Source organism: Actinomyces glycerinitolerans (assembly GCF_900098745.1).
In the GTDB taxonomy this organism is placed as follows: domain Bacteria; phylum Actinomycetota; class Actinomycetes; order Actinomycetales; family Actinomycetaceae; genus Actinomyces; species Actinomyces glycerinitolerans.
In genome coordinates, this window is the sequence record NZ_FQTT01000001.1 from 626,872 (window position 1) to 647,569 (window position 20,698).

At 67.6% G+C, this 20,698-nt stretch carries 20 protein-coding genes; 5 read left to right on the forward strand and 15 right to left on the reverse strand.

Going from position 1 to position 20,698, the window contains the following annotated elements:
- Positions 1 to 17: 17 nt before the first annotated feature.
- Both ACGLYG10_RS02670 and ACGLYG10_RS02675 read right to left on the reverse strand, forming a co-directional pair.
- Complete coding sequence (locus ACGLYG10_RS02670; RefSeq protein ID WP_003792170.1) at positions 18 to 116, reverse strand: 30S ribosomal protein bS22; 99 nt, start codon at positions 114 to 116, stop codon at positions 18 to 20.
- A 125-nt stretch (positions 117 to 241) separates the two neighbouring features.
- Complete coding sequence (locus ACGLYG10_RS02675) at positions 242 to 484, reverse strand: helix-turn-helix domain-containing protein (RefSeq protein WP_073327603.1); 243 nt, start codon at positions 482 to 484, stop codon at positions 242 to 244.
- 253 nt (positions 485 to 737) lie between these two features.
- On the opposite strand from ACGLYG10_RS02675, the gene ACGLYG10_RS02680 reads away from it, so the two are divergent.
- Positions 738 to 2,345 carry a TrkH family potassium uptake protein gene (locus ACGLYG10_RS02680; protein ID WP_073327849.1) on the forward strand — a complete coding sequence of 536 codons (1,608 nt, stop codon included), beginning with the start codon at positions 738 to 740 and terminating at the stop codon, positions 2,343 to 2,345.
- Here the strand turns inward: ACGLYG10_RS02680 and ACGLYG10_RS02685 are convergent.
- Positions 2,335 to 3,027 carry a TetR/AcrR family transcriptional regulator gene (locus ACGLYG10_RS02685; protein WP_073327604.1) on the reverse strand — a complete coding sequence of 231 codons (693 nt, stop codon included), beginning with the start codon at positions 3,025 to 3,027 and terminating at the stop codon, positions 2,335 to 2,337. The two genes, ACGLYG10_RS02680 and ACGLYG10_RS02685, sit on opposite strands and share 11 nt — an antisense overlap.
- A gap of 143 nt (positions 3,028 to 3,170) precedes the next feature.
- Between ACGLYG10_RS02685 and ACGLYG10_RS02690 the strand changes: the two genes are divergently transcribed.
- Positions 3,171 to 4,343 carry an alpha/beta fold hydrolase gene (locus ACGLYG10_RS02690; RefSeq protein ID WP_073327606.1) on the forward strand — a complete coding sequence of 391 codons (1,173 nt, stop codon included), beginning with the start codon at positions 3,171 to 3,173 and terminating at the stop codon, positions 4,341 to 4,343.
- A gap of 9 nt (positions 4,344 to 4,352) precedes the next feature.
- On the opposite strand, the gene ACGLYG10_RS02695 is transcribed toward ACGLYG10_RS02690, so the two are convergent.
- The 5 genes from ACGLYG10_RS02695 to ACGLYG10_RS02715 all read right to left on the reverse strand — a co-directional run bounded on the left by ACGLYG10_RS02695 (position 4,353) and on the right by ACGLYG10_RS02715 (position 7,597).
- Complete coding sequence (locus ACGLYG10_RS02695) at positions 4,353 to 5,168, reverse strand: hypothetical protein (RefSeq protein WP_073327608.1); 816 nt, start codon at positions 5,166 to 5,168, stop codon at positions 4,353 to 4,355.
- Positions 5,168 to 5,680, reverse strand: coding sequence for a hypothetical protein (locus ACGLYG10_RS02700; RefSeq protein WP_073327609.1), 513 nt, complete (start codon positions 5,678 to 5,680; stop codon positions 5,168 to 5,170). The genes ACGLYG10_RS02695 and ACGLYG10_RS02700 overlap by 1 nt, the downstream gene beginning before the upstream one ends.
- The gene (locus tag ACGLYG10_RS02705; RefSeq protein WP_244542535.1) at positions 5,677 to 6,165 is read right to left on the reverse strand and encodes a hypothetical protein; all 489 of its coding nucleotides are present in this window, start codon (positions 6,163 to 6,165) and stop codon (positions 5,677 to 5,679) included. The genes ACGLYG10_RS02700 and ACGLYG10_RS02705 overlap by 4 nt, the downstream gene beginning before the upstream one ends.
- Positions 6,166 to 6,201: 36 nt before the next feature.
- Positions 6,202 to 6,636 carry a hypothetical protein gene (locus tag ACGLYG10_RS16490; RefSeq protein WP_244542536.1) on the reverse strand — a complete coding sequence of 145 codons (435 nt, stop codon included), beginning with the start codon at positions 6,634 to 6,636 and terminating at the stop codon, positions 6,202 to 6,204.
- Positions 6,637 to 7,312: 676 nt separating this feature from the next.
- Positions 7,313 to 7,597, reverse strand: coding sequence for a hypothetical protein (locus tag ACGLYG10_RS02715; protein ID WP_073327611.1), 285 nt, complete (start codon positions 7,595 to 7,597; stop codon positions 7,313 to 7,315).
- Positions 7,598 to 7,825: 228 nt separating this feature from the next.
- On the opposite strand from ACGLYG10_RS02715, the gene ACGLYG10_RS02720 reads away from it, so the two are divergent.
- Entirely contained in the window at positions 7,826 to 8,494 is a 669-nt protein-coding gene (locus ACGLYG10_RS02720) for a potassium channel family protein (protein ID WP_073327613.1), read from the forward strand.
- A gap of 68 nt (positions 8,495 to 8,562) precedes the next feature.
- Here the strand turns inward: ACGLYG10_RS02720 and ACGLYG10_RS02725 are convergent, their stop codons facing one another.
- From ACGLYG10_RS02725 to ACGLYG10_RS02745, 5 genes are all read right to left on the reverse strand, one after another.
- Positions 8,563 to 9,846 carry an endo-1,4-beta-xylanase gene (locus ACGLYG10_RS02725; protein WP_073327615.1) on the reverse strand — a complete coding sequence of 428 codons (1,284 nt, stop codon included), beginning with the start codon at positions 9,844 to 9,846 and terminating at the stop codon, positions 8,563 to 8,565.
- A 28-nt stretch (positions 9,847 to 9,874) separates the two neighbouring features.
- Positions 9,875 to 12,241 (reverse strand): glycoside hydrolase family 3 N-terminal domain-containing protein, encoded by a 2,367-nt coding sequence (locus ACGLYG10_RS02730; protein ID WP_211482956.1) that lies wholly within the window; start codon positions 12,239 to 12,241, stop codon positions 9,875 to 9,877.
- A 40-nt stretch (positions 12,242 to 12,281) separates the two neighbouring features.
- On the reverse strand, positions 12,282 to 13,190 hold the full coding sequence (locus ACGLYG10_RS02735) for a carbohydrate ABC transporter permease (RefSeq protein ID WP_073327618.1): 909 nt from the start codon (positions 13,188 to 13,190) through the stop codon (positions 12,282 to 12,284).
- Positions 13,187 to 14,173, reverse strand: coding sequence for a carbohydrate ABC transporter permease (locus ACGLYG10_RS02740; protein ID WP_073327619.1), 987 nt, complete (start codon positions 14,171 to 14,173; stop codon positions 13,187 to 13,189). The genes ACGLYG10_RS02735 and ACGLYG10_RS02740 overlap by 4 nt, the downstream gene beginning before the upstream one ends.
- Positions 14,174 to 14,266: 93 nt before the next feature.
- Positions 14,267 to 15,589, reverse strand: coding sequence for an ABC transporter substrate-binding protein (locus ACGLYG10_RS02745; protein WP_211482957.1), 1,323 nt, complete (start codon positions 15,587 to 15,589; stop codon positions 14,267 to 14,269).
- A gap of 165 nt (positions 15,590 to 15,754) precedes the next feature.
- Between ACGLYG10_RS02745 and ACGLYG10_RS02750 the strand changes: the two genes are divergently transcribed.
- Positions 15,755 to 16,753 carry an acetylxylan esterase gene (locus ACGLYG10_RS02750; protein WP_073327621.1) on the forward strand — a complete coding sequence of 333 codons (999 nt, stop codon included), beginning with the start codon at positions 15,755 to 15,757 and terminating at the stop codon, positions 16,751 to 16,753.
- A 54-nt stretch (positions 16,754 to 16,807) separates the two neighbouring features.
- On the forward strand, positions 16,808 to 17,845 hold the full coding sequence (locus ACGLYG10_RS02755; protein ID WP_073327622.1) for a LacI family DNA-binding transcriptional regulator: 1,038 nt from the start codon (positions 16,808 to 16,810) through the stop codon (positions 17,843 to 17,845).
- Positions 17,846 to 17,932: 87 nt separating this feature from the next.
- Here ACGLYG10_RS02755 and mmsB read toward each other — a convergent pair whose 3' ends face one another.
- A complete protein-coding gene (gene mmsB / locus ACGLYG10_RS02760; RefSeq protein WP_073327624.1) occupies positions 17,933 to 19,114 on the reverse strand; it encodes a multiple monosaccharide ABC transporter permease in 1,182 nt (393 codons plus the stop codon).
- Positions 19,115 to 19,117: 3 nt separating this feature from the next.
- Positions 19,118 to 20,656 carry a multiple monosaccharide ABC transporter ATP-binding protein gene (gene mmsA / locus ACGLYG10_RS02765; RefSeq protein WP_073327625.1) on the reverse strand — a complete coding sequence of 513 codons (1,539 nt, stop codon included), beginning with the start codon at positions 20,654 to 20,656 and terminating at the stop codon, positions 19,118 to 19,120.
- Positions 20,657 to 20,698: the final 42 nt, after the last annotated feature.

Genomic DNA, 20,698 nt, shown 5'->3' on the forward strand with positions numbered 1-20,698 from the left:
CCCGGGCACAGGTCACTTCACTTCTTGTTGCGACGCTGGTGACGCGTCTTACGCAGCAGCTTGCGGTGCTTCTTCTTGGCCATGCGCTTGCGGCGCTTCTTGATAACAGATCCCATTGAGGCTCCTTGTTGTTGTTCGTGCCGGCCTGCACACGCGGGCTTGCCCGCCGGCAGCTGGCGACCGGACGTCGGACAGGCGAACCGGGTCCGACCACACTGTGACTAAGGGATTGTAGCGGCTATCAGGAGCCGGTTGAGGCGGAGTCCTCGTGTCCCCAGTCACCCAGCCCGGCGGCGAGGTACTCCTGGACCGCGCGCTCGGGAACACGGAAGGAGCGTCCGACCTGCATGGCGGGCAGGTCACCGGAGTGGACCATGCGGTAGACGGTCATCTTCGACACGCGCAGCATGGCCGCCACCTCCGCCACGGTAAGGAAGCTGGGGGCGCCCGAGGCGCTGGGTGGTGTCGAGGTGCCCGATGCCATGGCTATTGGTGTCCTGTCGTCAGGTCGGAGTGGACGCGCGAGGGTGTCGAGGCGGTGCACGACGTCGGCGCGCTGAAACAACACCAATATAACCTGTGTCTCAACTGTCGCACAGGATGTTTCCTCCCTCATTTGTCACGGGCGCCGCATCTCACACATTTGTCCCACCGACGGCGGGTGCGACCGCCCGACCTCTCGGGTGCGACCGCACGGCTTCTGTCCGGGACGGGCCGCCATGGCCCACAATGGCCCCGTGTCCTCTTCCGCAAGTCCCGACTCCGGAGCCAGCCACTCGCCGTCGTCGTCCGCGCAGGGCCGGGAAGCCCGGGCCGGACGCGTCGGCGTCGCGCGCGATGCGGACCGCCTGGGCGGCTGGCACACGCAGACGGCGGATGCAGGGTTGATGGGGACGACCGAGCCCCTGGATCCCAGCCGGCCGGCCGCCCCGGATGAGCTCGCCCGGCAGCTGACCGCCCAGGAGGACGCCGGCGGTATCCGCGGCCTGCTGGCGCGCCTGGGACTGCGCAGCCGCTTCGACCGCATCGCCCGTTTCTCCCCGGCACGCTTGGCGGTCACCGTCTTCGCCGTCATTGTCGCCGGGATCGCCGCCCTGCTCAGCCTGCCGATCGCCACCGCGAGCGGCACGCGCGCCCCCTTCGTGGACGCCCTGTTCACCGCGACGTCGGCCGTGTGCGTCACGGGCTTGACCACCGTGGATACGGCCTCCTACTGGTCGCCCTTCGGCCAGCTCGTCATCATCGTCGGCGCCGCCATCGGCGGCCTGGGCATCATGACGCTGGCCTCGTTGCTGTCCTTCGCCGTGTCCCGCCACCTGGGGCTGACGCAGCGCATGCTCGCCGCCTCGGAGAACATGGCCGGCCTGGGCGACGTCATGTCGCTGCTGCGCGCCGTCGCCTACACGGCCTTCGGCGTCGAGGCCGTTCTCATGGCGGTGCTACTGCCCCGCTTCCTCACCCTGGGACTCGACCTCGGCCACGCCGCCTGGTACGCGTTCTTCATGGCGCTGTCAATCTTCAACAACGCCGGGTTCGTGGTCATGCCGGAGGGCCTCGCCCCCTACGCCAGCGACTGGTGGGTGGGGCTGCCGATCGTGCTGGGCACCTTCCTGGGGGCCATCGGATTCCCGGTGATCCGCGACGTCGTGCGCCATCGCCGTCGTCCCCGGCAGCTGACCCTGCACAGCAAACTGACCCTGACCACCTACACCGGCCTCAGCATGTTCTCCGCCGTGGCCATCGGCGCCTTCGAGTGGAACAACCCCAATACCTACGGAGCACTGTCCACGGGCGGGAAGATTCTGACTGCGCTGATCAACTCCGTCAACGCCCGTTCCTCCGGGCTGTCGACGATCGCGCCGGAGCACATGCACGAGTCCACCTGGCTGCTTCAGGACGCGCTCATGTTCGTGGGCGGCGGCTCGGCGTCGACGGCCGGCGGCATCAAGGTGTCCACCTTCGCGGTACTGGTGCTGGCGATTCTGGCCGAGGCGCGCGGAGACCAGGACATCGAGGCCTTCGGACGACGCATCACCCTGTCCACGGTGAGACTGAGCGTGGCCGTGGCATTCATCGGGGCGAGCATCGTCGGCGTGGCGTCCCTGCTGCTGCTTCAGCTAACCGACCTGACCCTGGACCGCATTCTGTTCGAGGTGATCAGCGCCTTCGCCACCGTGGGCCTGTCCACCGGCATCACCCCCATCCTGCCGCACGGCGCCAAGTACGTGATCATCGTGCTGATGTTCATCGGCCGCGTGGGCACCATGACCGCGGCCTCCGCCCTGGCGTTGCGCGAGCGCCGCCGGGTGATCCGCATGCCCGCCGAGCGGCCTCTCATCGGCTGAGGCGCGCCGCCCGCTCAGCCCCCAGCATGCCGGCCAGTGCGCGCGCGGTGGCGACGACGTCGTCGTGCCAGCCGGGCTCGCCGACGACGATTCTCCGCACCAGCAGGCCCATGGCGGCATGGTGCACGACGGCGGCCGCCGCCTCCGGATCGAGGTGCCCGGCAACGTCACCTCGGGCCTGCCAGCGCCCGAGGATGCGGGCGGTCTCGGAACGCACCCGGGCGTAGCTCTCGGCATTGGCGGCGCGCAGATCCGGTTGGCGCGCCAGCTCCGCCCAGATGGCCGCCTGAAGGTCGGCGGGGGCCACCGTGCGCCCGGCACCCTCCGCCCCGGCGTCGGCGCGGACGCCTCCCTCCGAGTCGGCGCCGACCGAGGCTTTGTAACTCCAGGCCTGCTCAACGGCGTCGATAAAGGCGGACTCGAACGGCGGGAGCTCCCCACCCGCAGACAGCCTCGCCATCCACTCCACCACGGGGTCGGTCGCCTGCCCGAGGACCGCCCGGATCAGGGACTCCTTGCCCTGCGGAAAGTAGCGGTAGACGGTGGCGGAGGACATGCCGGCCTCGGCGATGATCTCGTCCATGGAGGCGCCGTCGAAGCCGCGGCGGGCGAAGCAGACCTCCGCCGCCGCCACGATTCGGGCGGTCTGGCGATCCCGGTAGGACTGAGTGACGCGAGGCATGGGGACAGGATATGGCGCGCCGATATGCGCCCCGCCCTCACGCTCAACCTCACCACATACAACAACGATCGTTTTGACTTGGATTCCGACGACTACTAGCATCCCGCGTCAAACAACAACGTACGGTTTCATTAGGAGAGCTGTTGAACACTTCGCACGCATTCGACCTTGACGCCCCGCCCCTGGGTGCGCATGCACTCCCGTCCGAGACCGACCAGGCCTTCCAGGCGCTGCGCTGGGCGGAATTGATCGGCCCCCACGCGATCGACGAGATCAGCGCACTGTCGCCGCTGCCGCGTACCAATGCCGGCTGGGTCGGGGCGTACCTGCATCTGGCGCGCGGCGCCCGGACCGCGGGCAGGGACTTCGACGCCGTCGTCTATGAGCGCGCCGCCCAGTTCTTCATGAGCGGCGGCGACCCGCGTCGATTCCCCATCCGGGAGCGCTTTGTGGACTTCATGCGTCAACGCTTCAGCCTTGATCCCGTCGACATCCCCTGCGACGGCGCCGTTCTGCCCGCATACGACCTGCCCGCCCTCAGGCTAGGTCCGAGCGAGGAGCCCCGCAGCACTTGGGTGGTGTGCGGCGGCTTCGACTCCTATATCGAGGAGTGGTTCCCACTGCTGGACGCCGTGGCCCGGCGGGGGCACCGTGTGATCGCCTTCGACGGGCCCGGCCAGGGCGGCGTGCTGGAGGAACAAGGGGTGCCACTCGTGGCGGGGTGGGAGCGGCCGGTGTCAGCGGTTCTGGATCACTTCGGGCTGAATAACGTGACCCTGGTCGGTCTCTCCCTGGGCGGAGAGCTCGTGATCCGGGCCGCAGCCTTTGAAACACGGGTCAAGCGGGTCGTGGCTTGGGATGTGATGGATGACTTCCTCGACGTCCTCATGCGGCAGGTGGCCCCTGTACCGCCGCACATGGGCCGGGCGTTCTCCAGACTGCCGAGCGTTTTGGTGGACCGGCTGCTCGCATTGGCAAGCAGGCGCTCCGTCATCCAGTGGGGCCTGGAACAGGGGATGCGGGTCACCGGTACTCGGTCCCCGGCACAGTTCCTGCGCTTCGCCGGGCGGCTGCATACCCGTGAAGCGTCCCCAGGGGTGCGCGCAGACGTGCTACTGCTCGCCGGAGCAGAGGACCACTACGTGCCGCTGTCCCAGCTGACCCGGCAGGCGGACAGTCTCACGGGTGCCCGCTCAGTCACCACGCGTGTATTCACCGAGGCCGAGGGATGTGCCTCCCATTGCCAGGTTGGCAACCTGGGGCTGGCGGTGCGCACCATCCTGGCCTGGGAGGAGCCGTTGCTGCACCGGGACTAACGGCTCACGTTAGGAGGCGAAGAACCAGGGACTCACGCGCACCCACAGTTCCAGTGAGGTCATGTGCTCCAGGAACAGCTCCTCGGGCAGGTTCGAGGTCGCCTTCTGGGCGACCACTTCGGGCGGAGCACCAGCCTCCAGGGCTTCAGCGACCGATTTGGGTACCAGTTCGTACAGGCATTCGGGTACGGACAGGGTCGTCATGGAGCCAACGACTTCCCAACCTCCGTCTCGAGGCACGCTCGTTGAGATGAGCGAAAGCGTCCACTGCCCACTGGCGAACCCGTCCGTGAGCGGCGTGGGCCCGCCGAGTTGCCCCGGCTCCCCGCCACGATCCAACTGACGCGCCAGACGGGCGAGTTCCTCTGTTAGGGCATCCAGGTCTCCAGAATCGATGAAGCTGTATACCGACGGCGGGAGAATCCGCGGCCCCAGGTCGATGTTGTGACGCGGCCGCACGTCGAGCAGTTGTGCGAAGGCGGAGGGAACCTCGCATTCGTCGAGGCCGTACACGTGATAACCGTCCGGCTCATGCTTGACGATGGTCGCCCGCTGTGGGCCTATCCACGCCTCGGCGCGCTGCCCTGGGCGCGTTGGTTCGAAGCGGTAGACGTCGAGGTGTCGGGTGGCCCCGGCGACGCCGTGCAGTGCGGGGGCCGCCGACGGCATGATGCCCTGGTCATCCAGAATGCCGCTGCGCTGCAGCCGCCTGGCGACGCGGCCCTTCGGGATGCGTCCACCCATCGCGACGGCGCGCAGAGACAACCACTCCGCGTCACCGATGATCAGGACCGGGGTGTATCCGCTCGTGTCCAGGCGCGCCATCAGATCTCCTCCAGTGTGACGATCATGGCCAGGAATCGCTCCACCGCCGTGCTGCAGTCGCGAGTGGCACAGGAGAAGGTCGCGGTCAGCCCACGCCGCGAGGTCTCGCTCACCCAGGTCCATTGCAGGGCGGTGACCGAGACCGTGTCCTGGATGTAGACGCCTGAGCGCAGCAGGCCGGGTCCGACCGCCTCCCACTCGGTGATGTCGATCAATTGGAAGCCCGGCACGGAACCGACGAGCTGCGTTGTCGAGTCCCGATACCAGTCCTCCGCAGAGGTAGCCTCGGGCAGTTCTGCGACGGTGATCACGCAGTTCTCGGCGAAGCGGGGACTGTCCGGCCGCTCGGCGCAGATTAGGTCCACGCGTCCCGCGTCGTCGGGGGCCATCTCAGGGTCCGGGATGCCGGGGATACTTGCGGGGTTCACCTGGGCCCAGCCGGCTGGCGCGGAGATCCTGACGACGTCGCCCGTGAACTCCTGGGGCAGGTCCGGGTTCGATCGCGAGGTCATGCGTCATCTCCTGAAGAGTCGGGGGACGGATGCGTAGCCTCCGAACTGGAGCGGTTATTGGTGCGCCCGACTTCCGGGCGGGAGGGCTCACCGGGCTCCAGCCGTGAGGTGTCACGCCAGGAGTTCTCCCCGGCCAGCCGCTCGCGCCGCCGACGACGCCGCCACTCCACATGCCACTCCGGATACATCCACGCCGGCAAAGAAATCGGCAAGAAACTCACCAATCCGACCAGCACGAAGAAAAAGCCAGCGAAACCCAGCACCGTCCCGAACGCTGAATCTGCTATCACGGGCACCCCCAGCGGACAAGCACACAAAAACGCCAACCCAGTCGCTGGGATTGTGAGCGATAGATTGTTCTTGACCCCCATCTGCGCACTGATCTCCCGCGCAAACTCACCCGGCCCAGTGTCGGTAAACATCGCCAACACCCAATAGCCAATCAGCATCAAAGTGAACGCGAAACCACCAATCACAGCCCACACGCACAACACCTCACATCACTCAACGCATCCAACAATCTAACTCCACGCCGCGTTGACCTTATCGCCGAGCCATTTACCAAAGCCTGAGCCCGCAATTCCTCCGATCGCTCCGCCAACAATACCGCCCACAGCAACCCCAACTGGTCCACCAACAGCACCTATAGTCATTCCTATTTCAGCACCACCCCAAGCACCAAGGTATCCCAGGCCACCCTGCGTAACTGCCTGCGTTCCGGCACGCACGAGTTTCTTGCCCTCGCCCATTGAGGGGTTGGCCGAGTCCTTCTGGTACTGCTCGTACCCACCAACAACGCCAGAGAATATGGCTGCACCAACACCTATGCCCTTGGTGACACGAGCCGCTTTTCCGGCATACTGCTGTACCTTCCACGCGGTGGTCCCGCGGGTGTAGGGCTTGTTGATCCAGTTACTGGTCTTGGCCTTGGCCCACAGGGTTCGCAGCAGCCCCATCTCGGAGCGGTCCGCCGCCGACATGAATCGGCCCGCACCCGGATGCCAGCTCGGGTAGCGGGGCCGGAACACGGAAATCGCTCTGATCGCAGCCCATTGAGCACCAACCGCAACACCGTCGGCAATGTCTGCCGCCTTGGATACGCCGCTCGCATCCCAGGTGGGGATGAACTGATCCCGGAGCCACTCCCCCGCACTCTTGAGGGAGTCACAGGCCGAGATGAGCGGTCGTGCGCCGTCGACTCGTCGGCACGAATCAGGGACAGCGTGGAGGAGAGCGTGTCGTAGGCGGCCTTCTTGGTGGCGTAGTCCGCGTCGGAGTCGTCCTCCTCGGGCTCCTGAATGGTGCTGCCGGAGACCGTCAGTCCGGCGGCCGTCGCGTCGGCGATCACCTCCGCGAGCCGGGTCTTGACCGAGTCCATGGAGTAGCCGAAGTTGTCGAGCGCCTTGGACAGGGACGCGGCATCGGTGGAGGCGTCGTCGAGGTCCGCGCTCTGGATACTCAGCCTCGACAGCGCCGCATTCGTCGACTCACTGAAGCAGTCGGAGGCAATGGTCCTGCGTGTAGCGGCGACGTCGTCGGAGGCGTCCGAGACCGTCGTCGATATCGTGCTCAAGCTCCGTGCAGCATTCCACGCCTCCGAGGGCTCGGTGATCACCCGCGCGTCAAGAGACATCAGTTATCACCGGCCGAGGGAGTAGCCGAGGCGGCGTCCTGGTCCGTGTTGCGAAAGTCCGAGGCGGTCGTCCTCAGGCCGCTGGCCGTGCTGCGCAGTGAGGAGGCCGCACCCGAGGTCTTGGAGGACAGCCGACTCAGCGCCGTTGACACCGCGGACGACGAGCGGCCCACATCGGGGTCGGCTGGAAAGGAGGCATCCTCAAGGTCACCGGCAACATCATCAAGCGTTCCAGCCGCATGATCGAGGGTCTCGGGGTTTATGTTCAGACTTCCGGTGCTCACGCAGTCATCTCCTAGAGGTCCAACGGACCAATCACGCGCAACACCGTGATGCTACCGCGACCCAACGTCATTCTGAGCGGTTCCTGAGCAATCTTGATCACGTTGCCTGTACCAGCAACCGGGCTCAGCGGAGGGGACTACCGTTGGGGGCAGTACCCGCTCGGTGACGTTCTCCGGGCAACGCTCGCTATCATTCGCTGAGTATCCACACATCGCCATTGAGGACTCATGCCTGACCGCTCCGCCTACAACGACTCGACCCTGGTGATCGGGCTCGGCCGCTTCGGCTCGGCCATGGCCGCCACGCTGGACCGCCTGGGCAGGGAGGTCCTCGCCGTCGAACGGGACCCCGTCATCGTGCGCCAGTGGACCGGACGCATCCCGCTCGTGGAGGCGGACGCCACCGACATGGAGGCCCTGGAGCAGCTGGGCGCCACCGAGTTCGGCACCGCGGTGGTGGGCGTGGCCACCTCCCTGGAGGCCAGTGTGCTGATCACCGGCAACCTGGTGGACCTGGAGACCCCGCAGATCTGGGCGAAGGCCGTCTCCCGCGCGCACGGCCGCATCCTGCGCCGCATCGGCGCCCACCACGTGGTCTACCCGGAGTTCGACGCCGGGCAGCGCGCCGCCCACCTCGTATCCGGCCGCATGCTGGACTACATCGAGATGGAGAAGGGCGGCTTCACCATCGTCAAGATGCGCCCGCCCGCCGAACTGCACGGCTTCACCATCGGCGAGTCCAAGATCCGCTCCCGCTACGGGGTGACCGTCTTCGGTCTGATGAGCCCGGGTGAGGCCTTCGAGTACGCGACCCCCGCCACCCTGGTCTCCCCCGACGACGTGCTCGTGGTCGGCGGGGACGCCATGCTCCTGGAGCGCTTCGCCAACCGCGGCTGAGTCGCTCGCTTACCCGTCGTCGTGCGGATCGGTCTCTACCTTCCTATCCGCACGACGACGGGGTCTTATTACTGCAGGCCGACTCTCGTCTCCGCCTGGTCCGCCGCCGCATCGAGCTTCACCTCGCCGCTGCGGTCGGCGGCAGTGACCCGATAGGTGCCGCGGAAGCCGGACAGGCGCAGTTTCCCGTCGGCGTCGGTGCGCACCGTCGTAGGCGGCGTCCACCACTGGCCCTTGACCAGGTCGTGCAGGGCCGCGTAACTGGGCTTCAAGGTGCCGTCGGCGCGGGCGAAGCCGACCGGCGCACCCAGCCAGGCCCCATCGTCGGTGAAGCCCCAGTAGGTGATCGCCGCGACCGCGGGGTGGGAGGCGAGCGTGGTGTAGTGGCGACGGATCTCGTCGGCCTGACGTTCCTCCCCCTCCGGTGTGCTGGGCCAGTGCGGAATCTGGTAGTCGTTCAGGTCCACGATCTCGGGCGGCATGAGGTGGCCGGAGACCAGCGTGGTCTCGGTGAAGTGCAGCGGCAGGCCGAAGCGGCTGAAACACTCGAGCACCTCCTGGGTGCGCTCCTCGCCCCAGTACCCCTGGTGCATGTGTGACTGCAAGCCGATCGCGTCGATCCTCACCCCCGCCTCCAGGCAGTCCTCGATCAGCTGGACGTACTTCTCGCTCATATTGAAGTCGTTGAGCAGCAGGAAGGCGTCGGGGTTGGCGGCGCGGGCGGTCTCGAAGGCGAGCCGCACGATGCCCACCCGGCCGAGGCGCTGGGCGAGCGGGGTGATGGCGTTGTCCTCGGCGGTGAACTCCGGCATGATCACCACCTCGTTGATGGCGTCCCAGGTGTCCACCAGGCCGCGGAAGCCACTCGCCTCGCGGGTGATGCGAGCACGCAGGATGCGCTCGACCTCTTCCGGGTCGCGTCCCAGCAGCCACTGCGGGGCGAGCGTGTGCCAGGCCAGCGGGTGTCCCTTGACATCGGCACCGTGGGCGCGGATCCAGCGGGCCGCATTCGCCAGCCGCTCGGTGTGCGGATGCCCCTCCTCCGGCTCGAATGAGCGCCAGTAGAAGGGCAGCGTGGCGACGTTGAACAGGTCGAAGAAGCGCTCCGTCAGCGCCTGCGCCAGTTCCGGTCGGGCCCCGCCGAACAGGCTGTCCGCATTGGACTTCTCCCCGTTGGCGACGGCCACGAAGTCGAAGCCGATATTGCCGATTCCCAGTTCGTGCCGGGTCTGCTCGACGACGACGTCCGTGTCCGCCAGCGGCGCCCCGTCAGGGCCGGTGATGGTGAGGACCGTTTCAGCCAGGCGGTGGCGCAGGCCCTGTGGAACGGTAACGGTGTTGACGCATTGCATGTGGCTGGCTTCCCTCCGGAGGGCGGGTTCAGGCGGACGTCACGACTACGGGTGTGGTGAGCACGCGGCCCTCATCGACCACGCGGCGCTGCCCGGTGATTTCGACGGCGAGCGGCGCCAGCCGGTCCTCGCTGCTGGTGCCGGCGGCGAGCAGGATCTGACCGGGCTCGACAATGCGCCGGTAGTCGACGCCGGTGAAGGAGGTGCGGTCGGCGTGCACGGTGAAGGTGACCCGCTTGGACTCCCCCGCCTCCAGGTCGACCTTGGCGAAGCCGATGAGGGCCTTCAGCGGGCGCACCACCTCGGCCACCGGGTCGGACAGGTACAACTGGACGACCTCGGCGCCGGCGCGGTCGGAGGTGTTGGTGACCGTGACCGTGTAGTCGACCCGTCCATCCGCGTCCATCCGGGTGGCGGAGACGGCCGGGTCGGTGAGGGTGAAGCTCGAGTAGCTGAGCCCGTAGCCGAATGGATACAGCGGGGTGGGGTCCAGGTTGGAGATGCCGTCGGCGTGCCAGGCGAGCGGCGCCGCCAGGTAGGTGCTCGGCTGGCCGCCGCGACCATTGGGAATGGCGACGGGCAGCCGCCCGGAGGGGTTGACCGCCCCGGTGAGCACACCGGCGATGGCATCGGCGCCCTCCACGCCCGGCATGAAGGCCTGCACGATGGCGGCGCAGCGGTCGGCATACTCCCCCAGCGCGTAGGGGCGCCCGGTGACCAGCACCAGCACGGTGGGGGTGCCGGTTGCCAGCACCGCCTCCAGCAGCTCCCCCTGGCGTCCGGGCAGGCCCAGGTCGACGACGTCGCAGCCCTCCCCGGAGGTGCCCCCGCCGAAGAGCCCGGCGATGTCCCCGAGGGTCACTACGGCCACGTCGGCGGCCGCGGCGGCATCGACGGCGGTATCGAAGTCATCGGCGCGCCCGTCGATGAAGCCAACACCCCGGTGGAAGGTGGCCCCACCGGGGCGGGCGGCGCGCAGCGCCTCGGGCAGGTCGCGGATCTCCAGCCCGGTGGTGCGGCCGCCGTCGCGGCTGAGCACGTGGTTGGGGAAGGAGTAGCAGCCCAGGAAGGAGCGCACGTCCTCCCATACCGGGCCGGACACGGCCAGGCTCGCGTCGGGGGCGAGCGGCAGCACGCCGTCGTTCTTCAGCAGGATCACCGACTCCTCCGCCAGGGCGCGGGCCACCGCCCGGTTGCCGGGAGAATCGAGGTCGCGGCCCGCATCGACGCCGGCGGTCGGCTCCCAGTCGGCGTTGAGCAGGCCCAGCCGGGCCTTCTGGGTCAGGACCCGGACGACGGCGGTGTCGAGTTCGGCCTCGGTGAGCAGGCCGGCGTCCAGCGCCGCCTCGAGGTGGGAGTAGCAGGTGGTCTCCGGCAGCTCCACGTCCAGCCCGGCGCGTACCGCCAGCGCGGCGGCGTGTGCGTAGTCCCCGGCCACGTGGTGCATGGCCTGAAGAAAGCGCACCGACCAGTAGTCGGAGACCACGGTGCCGGAAAAGCCCCAGCGCTCACGCAGCACCTGCGTGAGCAGGTGGCGGGAGGCGGCCACCGGTTCGCCGTCGATGTCGGAGTAGGAGTTCATGACGGAGGCGACGTCGCCCTCACGCACCGCCATCTCGAAGGGCGGCAGCATGACGTCCTCCAGTTCGCGCTGGCCCATGGACACCGGAGCGTGATTGCGGCCGGCCTTTGATGCCGGGTATGCGACGAAGTGCTTGAGTGTGGCGTGCACTCCCTGGGCCTGCAGGCCGCGCACGTAGGCGGTGCCGAGCGTGCCCACCAGGTACGGGTCCTCCCCGCAGGTCTCCTCCACGCGCCCCCACCGGTAGTCGCGCACGACGTCGAGCAGCGGGGCCAGGCCCTGGTGCACGCCGACGGCGCGCAGGTCGGCACCGATGCGGCCGGCCATCTGTTCCACGAGTGCGGGCCGCCAGGTGGCGCCCCAGGCGATGGCGGCCGGGTATACGGTCGCCCCCAGCGCCGTGAAACCGGTCAGGCACTCCTCGTGAGCGATGGCCGGGATGCCGAAGGCGTTGCGGGAGACGATGTCGCGCTGCAGACGCGCCAGCTTGGCCGCTCCGTCGGCGACGCTGACGGGGTCCGTGCCGTAGATGCGGGTCAGGTGGCCCAATCCGCCGTCGACGCTCTCCTCCCAGCCCTGGCGTCCGACCTTGAACGCGTCCTCCATGGGGGCGACTTGGTGAGCGGCCTCGGATGCGACCACCTCGTCGTCGTGGTCACCGACGTCGACCGGCTCCGGTGCGGGCACGGCCTCTTCCTCGTCGCGCTCCCAGAAGGAGGCGAGCTGGTGGATTTTCTCCTGTCGGCTCATGACCGAAAGCAGGGCTGCGGCCCGCTGGTCGGCAGGCAGGGAGGTGTCGTTCCAGGTGTTCACGGTTGGCTCCAGGTTGCGGTGGTTGGCGGTCGGCCTTGGGTCAGCCCTTGACGGCGCCGGTCAGGCCGCCGACGATGCGCCGCTCGAACAGGCTGAAGACCACGAGGGCGGGGATCATGGACAGGGAGGTGAATGCCAGGACCTGCGCGGTGTTGACCGAGTGCTCGGAGGCGAAGGCCTGGACCCCCAGCGGGAGGGTGTACTTCGCGTGGTCGGTCAGGATGAACAGCGGCAGCATGTAGGAGTTCCAGGAGCCGACGAAGGTGAGGATGCCGGTGGTGACCACGCCGGGCGCGGACAGGGGTACGACCACCCGCCAGAAGAAGCCCATGCGCCCGCAGCCGTCCAGGGAGGCGGCCTCCTCCAGCTCCTTCGGGATGGCCCGCAGGAAGGGCACCAGAATGATGACGGTCTGCGGCAGCGCGAAGGCGATGCCGGGGATGATGATGCCGGCCAGGGAGTTCATCATGCCCAGGTTCTTGATCAGGATGTACAGGGGCGTGATGGCCACGGTCATGGGGAACATGAGCCCGGCCGCGAACAGCATGTACAGGGCGTTGCCGCCCTTGAAGGGGTAGCGCGCGATCACGAAGCTGACCATGAGCCCGAGCGTCACGGTGCCGATGGTGGCGCAGGCGGCGGTGATGGTGGAGTTGCCGACCTGCTGCCAGAATCCGGAGGAGGTCAGCACCACGCGGTAGTTGTCGACCACCCAGGGATCGGGCAGGCCGGCGGGATCGGAGGTGATCTGCGAGTTGTTGCGGAAGCCGCCGAGGATCACGTAGGCGACCGGGGCGAGCAGGGCCGCAATCACCAGCGCGGCCACCAGGTAGACCACGGGGCTGGCCCAGGCGGGCTTGGCCTTGGCGGAGCGGACGCGGCGGCGCGCACTGGCCGGCGCGGGCGCGGCGGGGTCGAGAGGCTTGATGGAGGATGCTGCGGCGGTCATCGGCTGCTCCCGGTCAGTGCGCCCTCGGTGTCACGGCGCAGGACGAATCGTTGATAGGTCAGGGCGATCACCAGGGAGATCAAGAACAGCACGACGGCGACGGCGTTCCCGTAGCCGTAGTTGCCGCTCATACGCCCGTTGACCACCATGTAGGTCGCCATCGTGGAAGTACCCGCGGTGGAGGAGATGTACTGGCCCCAGATGATGTAGACCAGGTCGAACAGCTGTAGGGAACCGATGATCGACAGGAAGCCCCACATGCGCATGGTCGGGCCCAGCAGCGGAATGGTGATCTTGCGCTGGATCTGCCAGTAGGAGGCGCCGTCGACCTTGGCGGCCTCGGTCAGTTCCTCGGGAATGCCCTGCATACCGGCCAGGAAGATGATGACGGCGAAGCCGGCGTACTTCCAGGTCAGGATGAACAGCAGGACGGTCAGGGCGGTCTTGGGGTCGGAGATCCAGTCATTGACGAGGGCGCTGAGCCCGAGCTTGCGCAGCAGTCCGTTCATGGCGCCGTCGGTCTGCAGGATCAGGCCCCAGGCGGTGCCGGCGATAACCTCGGAAATGACGTAGGGGATGAAGATCAGCACGCGGATCAGCGACTGCCCACGCATCTTCTTGTTCAGCAGCAGCGCCAGCAGCAGGGCGAAGGGCCCCTGCAGGGCGAGTGAGCCGACCACAACGATGGCGTTGTGGCGCAGCACGTTGTGGAACTCGGGGTCGGTGAGGATGGTGCGATAGTTGTCAAAGCCGACGAAGTTGGTGGGGACGCCGAAGCCCTTCCATTTGAAGAAGCCGTAGTAGGCGGCCATGATCACCGGCAGGATGACGAAGGTGATGAACAGGATGACGGCGGGGGCGGACAGGGCCGTGATCTCCATACGGTCCCGCCAGGACAGGGCGTTGGGGCTCCGCCGTTTCCGGCCCCGCTGCTTGCCCTGTTCCGCCGTACCGGCGGGCAGCGTAGCGGTTGCAGCTGTCATGTGAGGGTCTCGTTTCATGCGTTGGCCGCGGCGCACCCAGAGCACGCTTCTGGGCGCGCCGCGGCCTGGTGGTTGGAGCGGAGGGAAGAGGCTTTACTCCTTGGCGGCGGCCGCGGTCATGGCGTCGACGATGCCCTGGGGGTCGCCCTTGCCGGCGAGCATGTCGACCACGGCGACGTTGAGCGCGTTGCCGATGTTCTGTCCCAGGGAGGTGTCCAGCCACACCTGGGAGTAGGCGGCGTCGTTGTTGGCCTCCACCTGCGGCAGCAGTGCCTCGGAGGTGACGACGTCCTGCGCCTTCTCGTTGACGGGGATGGTCTCGAAGGCGTCGGCGTAGGCCTCCTGCTTCTCCTCGCTCATGAAGAAGTTGAGGAACTCGGCGCACAGCTCCGCCGGGGCGGTGGAGGAACAGGCGTAGCCGTCGACGCCGCCCATGATGGCGGTGGGGTCGCCCTCGCCACCATCAACGGCCGGGAAGGGGAACCAGCGCAGGTCGGGCAGCGGCTCCTCGTCGGGGGTCAGCGAGGCGATGACGCCGACGTTCCAGGTCCCCATGAGTTCCATGGCGGCCTGGTGGTTGGCCACCATGCCCGCGGACGAGCCGGCGCCCTGCTGGGCGGAGGTGGTCAGGAAGCCGCTGTTGAAGGGCTCGGTGCCGGCGAAGTCGGCCAGGTCCTGCCCGGCGTCGACCCAGCACTGGTCGGAGAAGTCCAGCTCGGACAGCGAGGACTCGAGTACGTCCTGGCTGCACTCGCGCAGGGCGAAGAAGTAGTACCAGTGGGCGGCCGGCCAGGCGTCCTTGGCCCCCAGGGCGATCGGGGAGGTGCCGGAGTCCTTGAGCTTGGCGACGGCGTCGGACAACTCCTCCATGGTGGTGGGCGTCTCGGTGATGCCGGCGGCGTCGAACAGGTCCTGGGAGTAGTAGATGCCGCCGGGCTGCAGCGAGGTGGGCATGGCGTAGATGCCGTCGTCCACCATGTATGCGGAGAAGGTGCCTTCGGGGACGTCCGCCGCCACGGAGTCGTCGATCTTGTCCGAAATGTCCAGCACGAGGCCGGCGTCGACCATGTCGCGCAGCTTGCCGCCACCGCGGGCGAGGAAGACATCCGGTCCCTCGCCGGCGTTCTGCGCGGTCTGGAGCTTGCCGTCCAGGTCCTCATTCTGGATGGCCTGCACCTCGACGGTTACACCCTCGTGGGAGGCCTCGAAGTCGGCTGCGACCGTCTCCCAGTACTCCGAGCCGGGGCCGGTAGTGGCGTTGTGCCACAGCGTGAGGGTGTTGTCGTCACCGCCCGCGCCGGATCCCCCGCCGCATGCGGCCAGCGCCAGCGAGGCGGTCAGCACGCCGGCCATCACTCCGGCGACGCGACGGCGGGAACGTGTGGGGTGGGGGTGGTGAGCACTGAGCTTCATCATTGAAACCTCCGGGTACGGACGCGTCCGATCAGGCTGATCGAAATATTTCGCGAATCCGTCTGACATATTTAGTATAGCTGCGCACATTATCCTGTCAACTGCGGTCGCCGCCGGCCTCCGACCGACGCGCCACCGCCAACCACACAGTCACCGCAAGGAGCCGCCATGGCCTACTTCGACCTGCCGCCGTCGGAGCTGGAGGACTACTCCCCCGAACTGCCCGAGCCGAACGACTTCGACGCCTTCTGGGCGCACACGCTCGCACAAAACCCCTTCGATCCGGCCAGCGTCAGCACCGTCCCCGTGACGACACCGCTGCGCACCCACCGGGTACAGGACGTCACCTTCGGCGGTTACGCCGGAGACCCCATCCGCGCCTGGCTGATCGCCCCGGCCGACCAGTCCGGACCGCTGCCCGCCGTCGTCGAGTTCCTCGGCATGGGCGGGGGCCGCGGCCTGCCGCAGGACAACCTGGCGTGGGCGGCCGCCGGCTACGCCCACCTGGTGATGGACACCCGCGGCCAGGGCTCGCACTGGGGCTCCGGAGGTGATACGCCGGATCCGCACGGCACGGGCCCGGCCGCGGCCGGCTTCGCCACGCACGGATTGCAGTCCCCCGAGGAGTACCTGTATCGGCGGCTGTTCGTGGACGCCCACCACGCCGTCGAAGCCGCCGCGGTCCTGCCGGAAGTGGATGCCTCCCGCATTGCCGTCACCGGCGTCTCGCAGGGCGGCGGACTCACGCTGGCCGCGGCGGGCCTGAACCACCGCGTCATTGCCGCCATGCCGGACGTGCCATTCATGTGCGCGCTCACCCGCGCGGTCGGGCTGACGGACGACCCGCCCTATGCTGATATCGCCGGCTACCTGGCCGTGCACCGCGACGAGGTGGAACAGGTGCGCCGCACACTCGCCTACTTCGACGGTGCACTGCTGGGCGCGCGGGCGACCTGCCCGGCCTTGTTCTCCACCGGGCTGATGGACACCACCTGCCCGCCGTCGACCGTCTTCGCCGCCCGCAACCGATGGGGGCAGGCGGCCGGCCCGGCACCGGCGCGCCCGGAGATCCGCGTCTACCCCTTCAACGGGCACGAGGGCGGCGAGTCGTACCAGTGGCGCGAGCAGGTGGCCTGGCTCGCCGCACTGCATCAGAACCTCGAATAGTCCTGTTAACCTCCTGGAAGCACACGGGCCCGGCGGGTCCTGAGGGGAGAAGACGTGGAATCTCGGCAGCGAGTGACCCTGGACGACGTCGCTGCGGCGGCCGGCGTTTCCAAGTCGGCCGCCTCCAAGGCGCTGAACAACCGCGCTGATGTGTCTGCGGCAACACGGGAGCGCGTCCTGGCCGCCAGCGAGGATCTGGGCTACGTGCGCCCGGAGACGACGCCGGCCCGCGCCTACCCGCCGATCGCGATCGTCTCCGACGACCTCGCCACCGCCTACACCATTGAAGTGCTCAAGGGGGCCGCGACCGCCGCACTCGACGCCGGGGTCGCCCTGCACACCACCTACACGCCCACCCCGGCCGAGCGCGCGCACCCGGTGCCCTTCGAACCGGAGTGGTTCACACTGCTGAAGGCCACCGACTACCTCGGCCTGATCGTGCTGACCTCGCCGCTCACCCGCGAGCAGCACACCAGTGCCAGGCGCATCGGCCTGCCCGTGGTGATGATCGACCCCTCCGGCGAGCAGGAGCGCGGCATAGCCTCTATCGGCGCGACCAACTGGAACGGGGGCGTGGACGCCACCGAGTACTTGATCGGGCTCGGCCACGAGCGCATTGCCCTGGTCGGCGGCCCGGACGACTCGGTGCCCGCCCGCGAACGCCACCAGGGGTACCTGTCCGCGCTGCAGATGCACTCGCTGCCCGTACACGCAAACCTGATCTCCTCCGGCCCCTTCACCTATGAGACCGGCCTGCAGCAGGGACGTCGGCTGCTGCGGCTGCCGGAGGGCGAGCGCCCGACCGCGGTCTTCGCCGCCTCGGACACCACCGCCCTGGGCATCTACGAGGCGGCCAGGGAGGCCGGGCTGCGTATCCCGGAGGACTTCAGCGTGGTCGGTTTCGACGACACGGAAATGGCCGGCTGGGCGGCGCCGCGGCTGACGACGGTGCGTCAGCCGCTGTTCCGCATGGGGCAGGAGGCGGTCCGCATGATCGTTGACAATCACCACGGCCGCCCCATGCTGACCACCACGCCCGTGCGGCTGAGCACCCGCCTGGTCATCCGCGACTCCGCGGCGCCGCCCCGGTAGCGCGGCCTGCTTACCACCGCGGGCGGTGGTGGGCCGGTGTCGCCCCACCACCGCCCGCGGTTCGAACGGATTGCTGCGCCCCTCCGCCTAGGCGGTCACGGGACGACGCTTGTTGAGCAGGTCGAAGGCGACGGCGCCGAGTACGACCAGGCCCTTGATGGCCTGCTGGTAGTCGATGCCGACCCCCAGCAGGGACATGCCGTTGTTCATCACGGCCATGACCAGGCCGCCGACGATGGCGCCGACGACGGTGCCCACACCGCCGGTGACGGCCGCACCGCCGATGAAACAGGCGGCGATGGCGTCGAGCTCGAAGCCCTGGCCGGCCTTGGGTCCGGCCATGTTGAGCCGGGAGGTGAAGATGATGCCGGCGAGGGCGCACAGCACCCCGTTGTTGACGAACACCCAGAAGCGGACCCACTGCACCTTGACGCCGGACAGGGCCGCCGCCTCCTTGTTCCCGCCGATCGCGTAGATCTGGCGACCGATGACGGTGCGCCCGGCGACGAAGGAGTAGAGCAGAATCAGTGCCGCCAGGATGATCAGCACGTATGGGGTGCCCTTGTAGGTGCCGATCTTCCAGGCGAAGGCCATGGCGATCAGGCAAACGAGCACAATGCGCGCGATCCAGGTCCCGGAGGCGGAGACGGGAACCTCATTGGCGATGGAACGTCGCCGGTTGCGCACCTCGGAGAACACATATGCGGCGAGTGCGATGGCGACAAGCAGCAGCGTGAATACGTCGTACCCGTACCCGCCGAGCAATCCATTGAGGTAGCCCGACGAGATCTCCCGGAATCCGCTCGGGAACGGGGAGATGGACAGGTTGTGCAGCACGATCATGGTCAGCCCGCGGAAGATCAGCATGCCGGCGAGGGTGACGATGAAGGCGGGGATGCCGACGAAGGCGATCCAGAACCCCTGCCACACGCCGACGAGCAGACCGGTGATCAGGGCGGCGATGACTCCGGCCCACCAGGGCATGCCATGGTTGACGGTCACCACGCCCGCGACGGCCCCGGTCAGAGCCACGACCGAGCCGACCGACAGGTCGATGTCGGCCATCAGGATGGCGAAGAGCATGCCGATCGCCAGCACCAACACATAGGCGTTCTGCACGATGATGTTGGAAACGTTCTGGGAGGAGAGGATCTGGCCATTGGTGACGATCGCGAAGAAGATCACGATGACGACGAGTGCAATCGCCAGACCCCCTTGCCGCAGGTTTGTACGCAAGGCTCCCTTGAGCGTTGAGAATGTATTGGACATTGGTCAGTCTTCCTTGATCTGAGTCATATAGCGCATGAGCGTCTCCTGGTCGGCATCGCCGCGATCCAGGTCGGCGGTGACGCGCCCAGCCGAAAGGGTGTAGATGCGATCGCAGATGCCCAGAAGTTCGGGCAGCTCCGAGGAGATGACGAGGACGGCCTTGCCCGCGTCCGCGAGCTGGTTGATGATCTGGTAGATCTCGTATTTGGCGCCGACGTCGATCCCGCGGGTGGGCTCATCGAGGATCAGCACGTCCGGCTCGGCGGCCACCCACTTGGCGAGCACGACCTTCTGCTGATTGCCTCCCGACAGTCCGCCGACGACGGATTCAATGGTGGGCGCCTTTACAGCCATCTGACCGCACAGCTCGGTGACCACGGCGCGTTCCTCATGAAGATCGAGCACGCCGCGGTGGGAGAATCTGCGCGGGGATGCCGATGAGACGTTGCGCCTGATGGACTCGATGAGGTTGAGCCCGTAGCGCTTGCGGTCCTCCGAAACGTAGGCGATGCCGTTGGCGATGGCCGAGGCCACGTCCTTGATTTGGATCTCGCGGCCGTCTTTGAAGACTCTGCCGGAAATGTCGCTACCCCAGGAGCGGCCGAACAGGCTCATGGCCAGCTCGGTGCGTCCGGCCCCCATCAGGCCGGCGAGGCCGACGATCTCACCGTGCCTGAGCACCAGGTCGGCGGCGTCGACGACGGTGCGCGACGGGTCGGCGGGATGGTGCACGGTCCAGCCCTCGAGTCGCAGCGCCTCTCCATCGACTTGGGAGACGTGATCGGGGAAGCGCTGGTCCAGCGTGCGGCCGACCATGAGGCGGATGATCTCGTCCTCCTCGACACCGCCCTTGCGATGCATGTCGAGCGTGGCGATGGTGTGCCCATCACGAATGATCGTCGTGGAATCGGCGATCTGCCTGATCTCTCCGAGTTTGTGGGAGATCATGATGCAGGTGATGCCCCGCTCCTGGAGTTGACGTATTAGGTCGAGCAGGTGGGCGGAGTCGTCGTCGTTGAGGGCGGCGGTGGGCTCGTCCAGGATGAGCAGGCGCACGTCCTTGGACAGGGCCTTGGCGATCTCCACCAGCTGCTGCTTGCCCACACCTATGTCCTGAACCCGGGTTGCCGGATTCTCCGCCAGCCCCACACGGGCCATGATCTTCTGGGCCTCGGTGTTCGTGCGGTGCCAGTCGATGACGCCGCGGGATGAGCGTTCATTCCCCAGGAAGATGTTCTCCGCGATGGACAGGAACGGACTGAGCGTGAGTTCCTGGTGGATGATGGCGATGCCCGCGCTCTCCGACGCCTTGATGTCGGAGAAACTCACCTCCTTGCCGTCGAGCAGGATCTGCCCCTCGTAGGTGCCGTGCGGGTGCACACCCGACAGCACCTTCATCAGGGTCGACTTACCGGCCCCGTTCTCGCCGCAGATGGCATGGATCTCGCCGCGCCTCACCGCGAAGTTGACGTCGTCCAACGCCACCACCCCGGGAAACCGCTTGGTGATGCCACGCATCTCAAGAATGTTGTCAGTTGCCATGTTCAGCCCCGACTCCTGTCACGGATGGGCACCGATGCACCC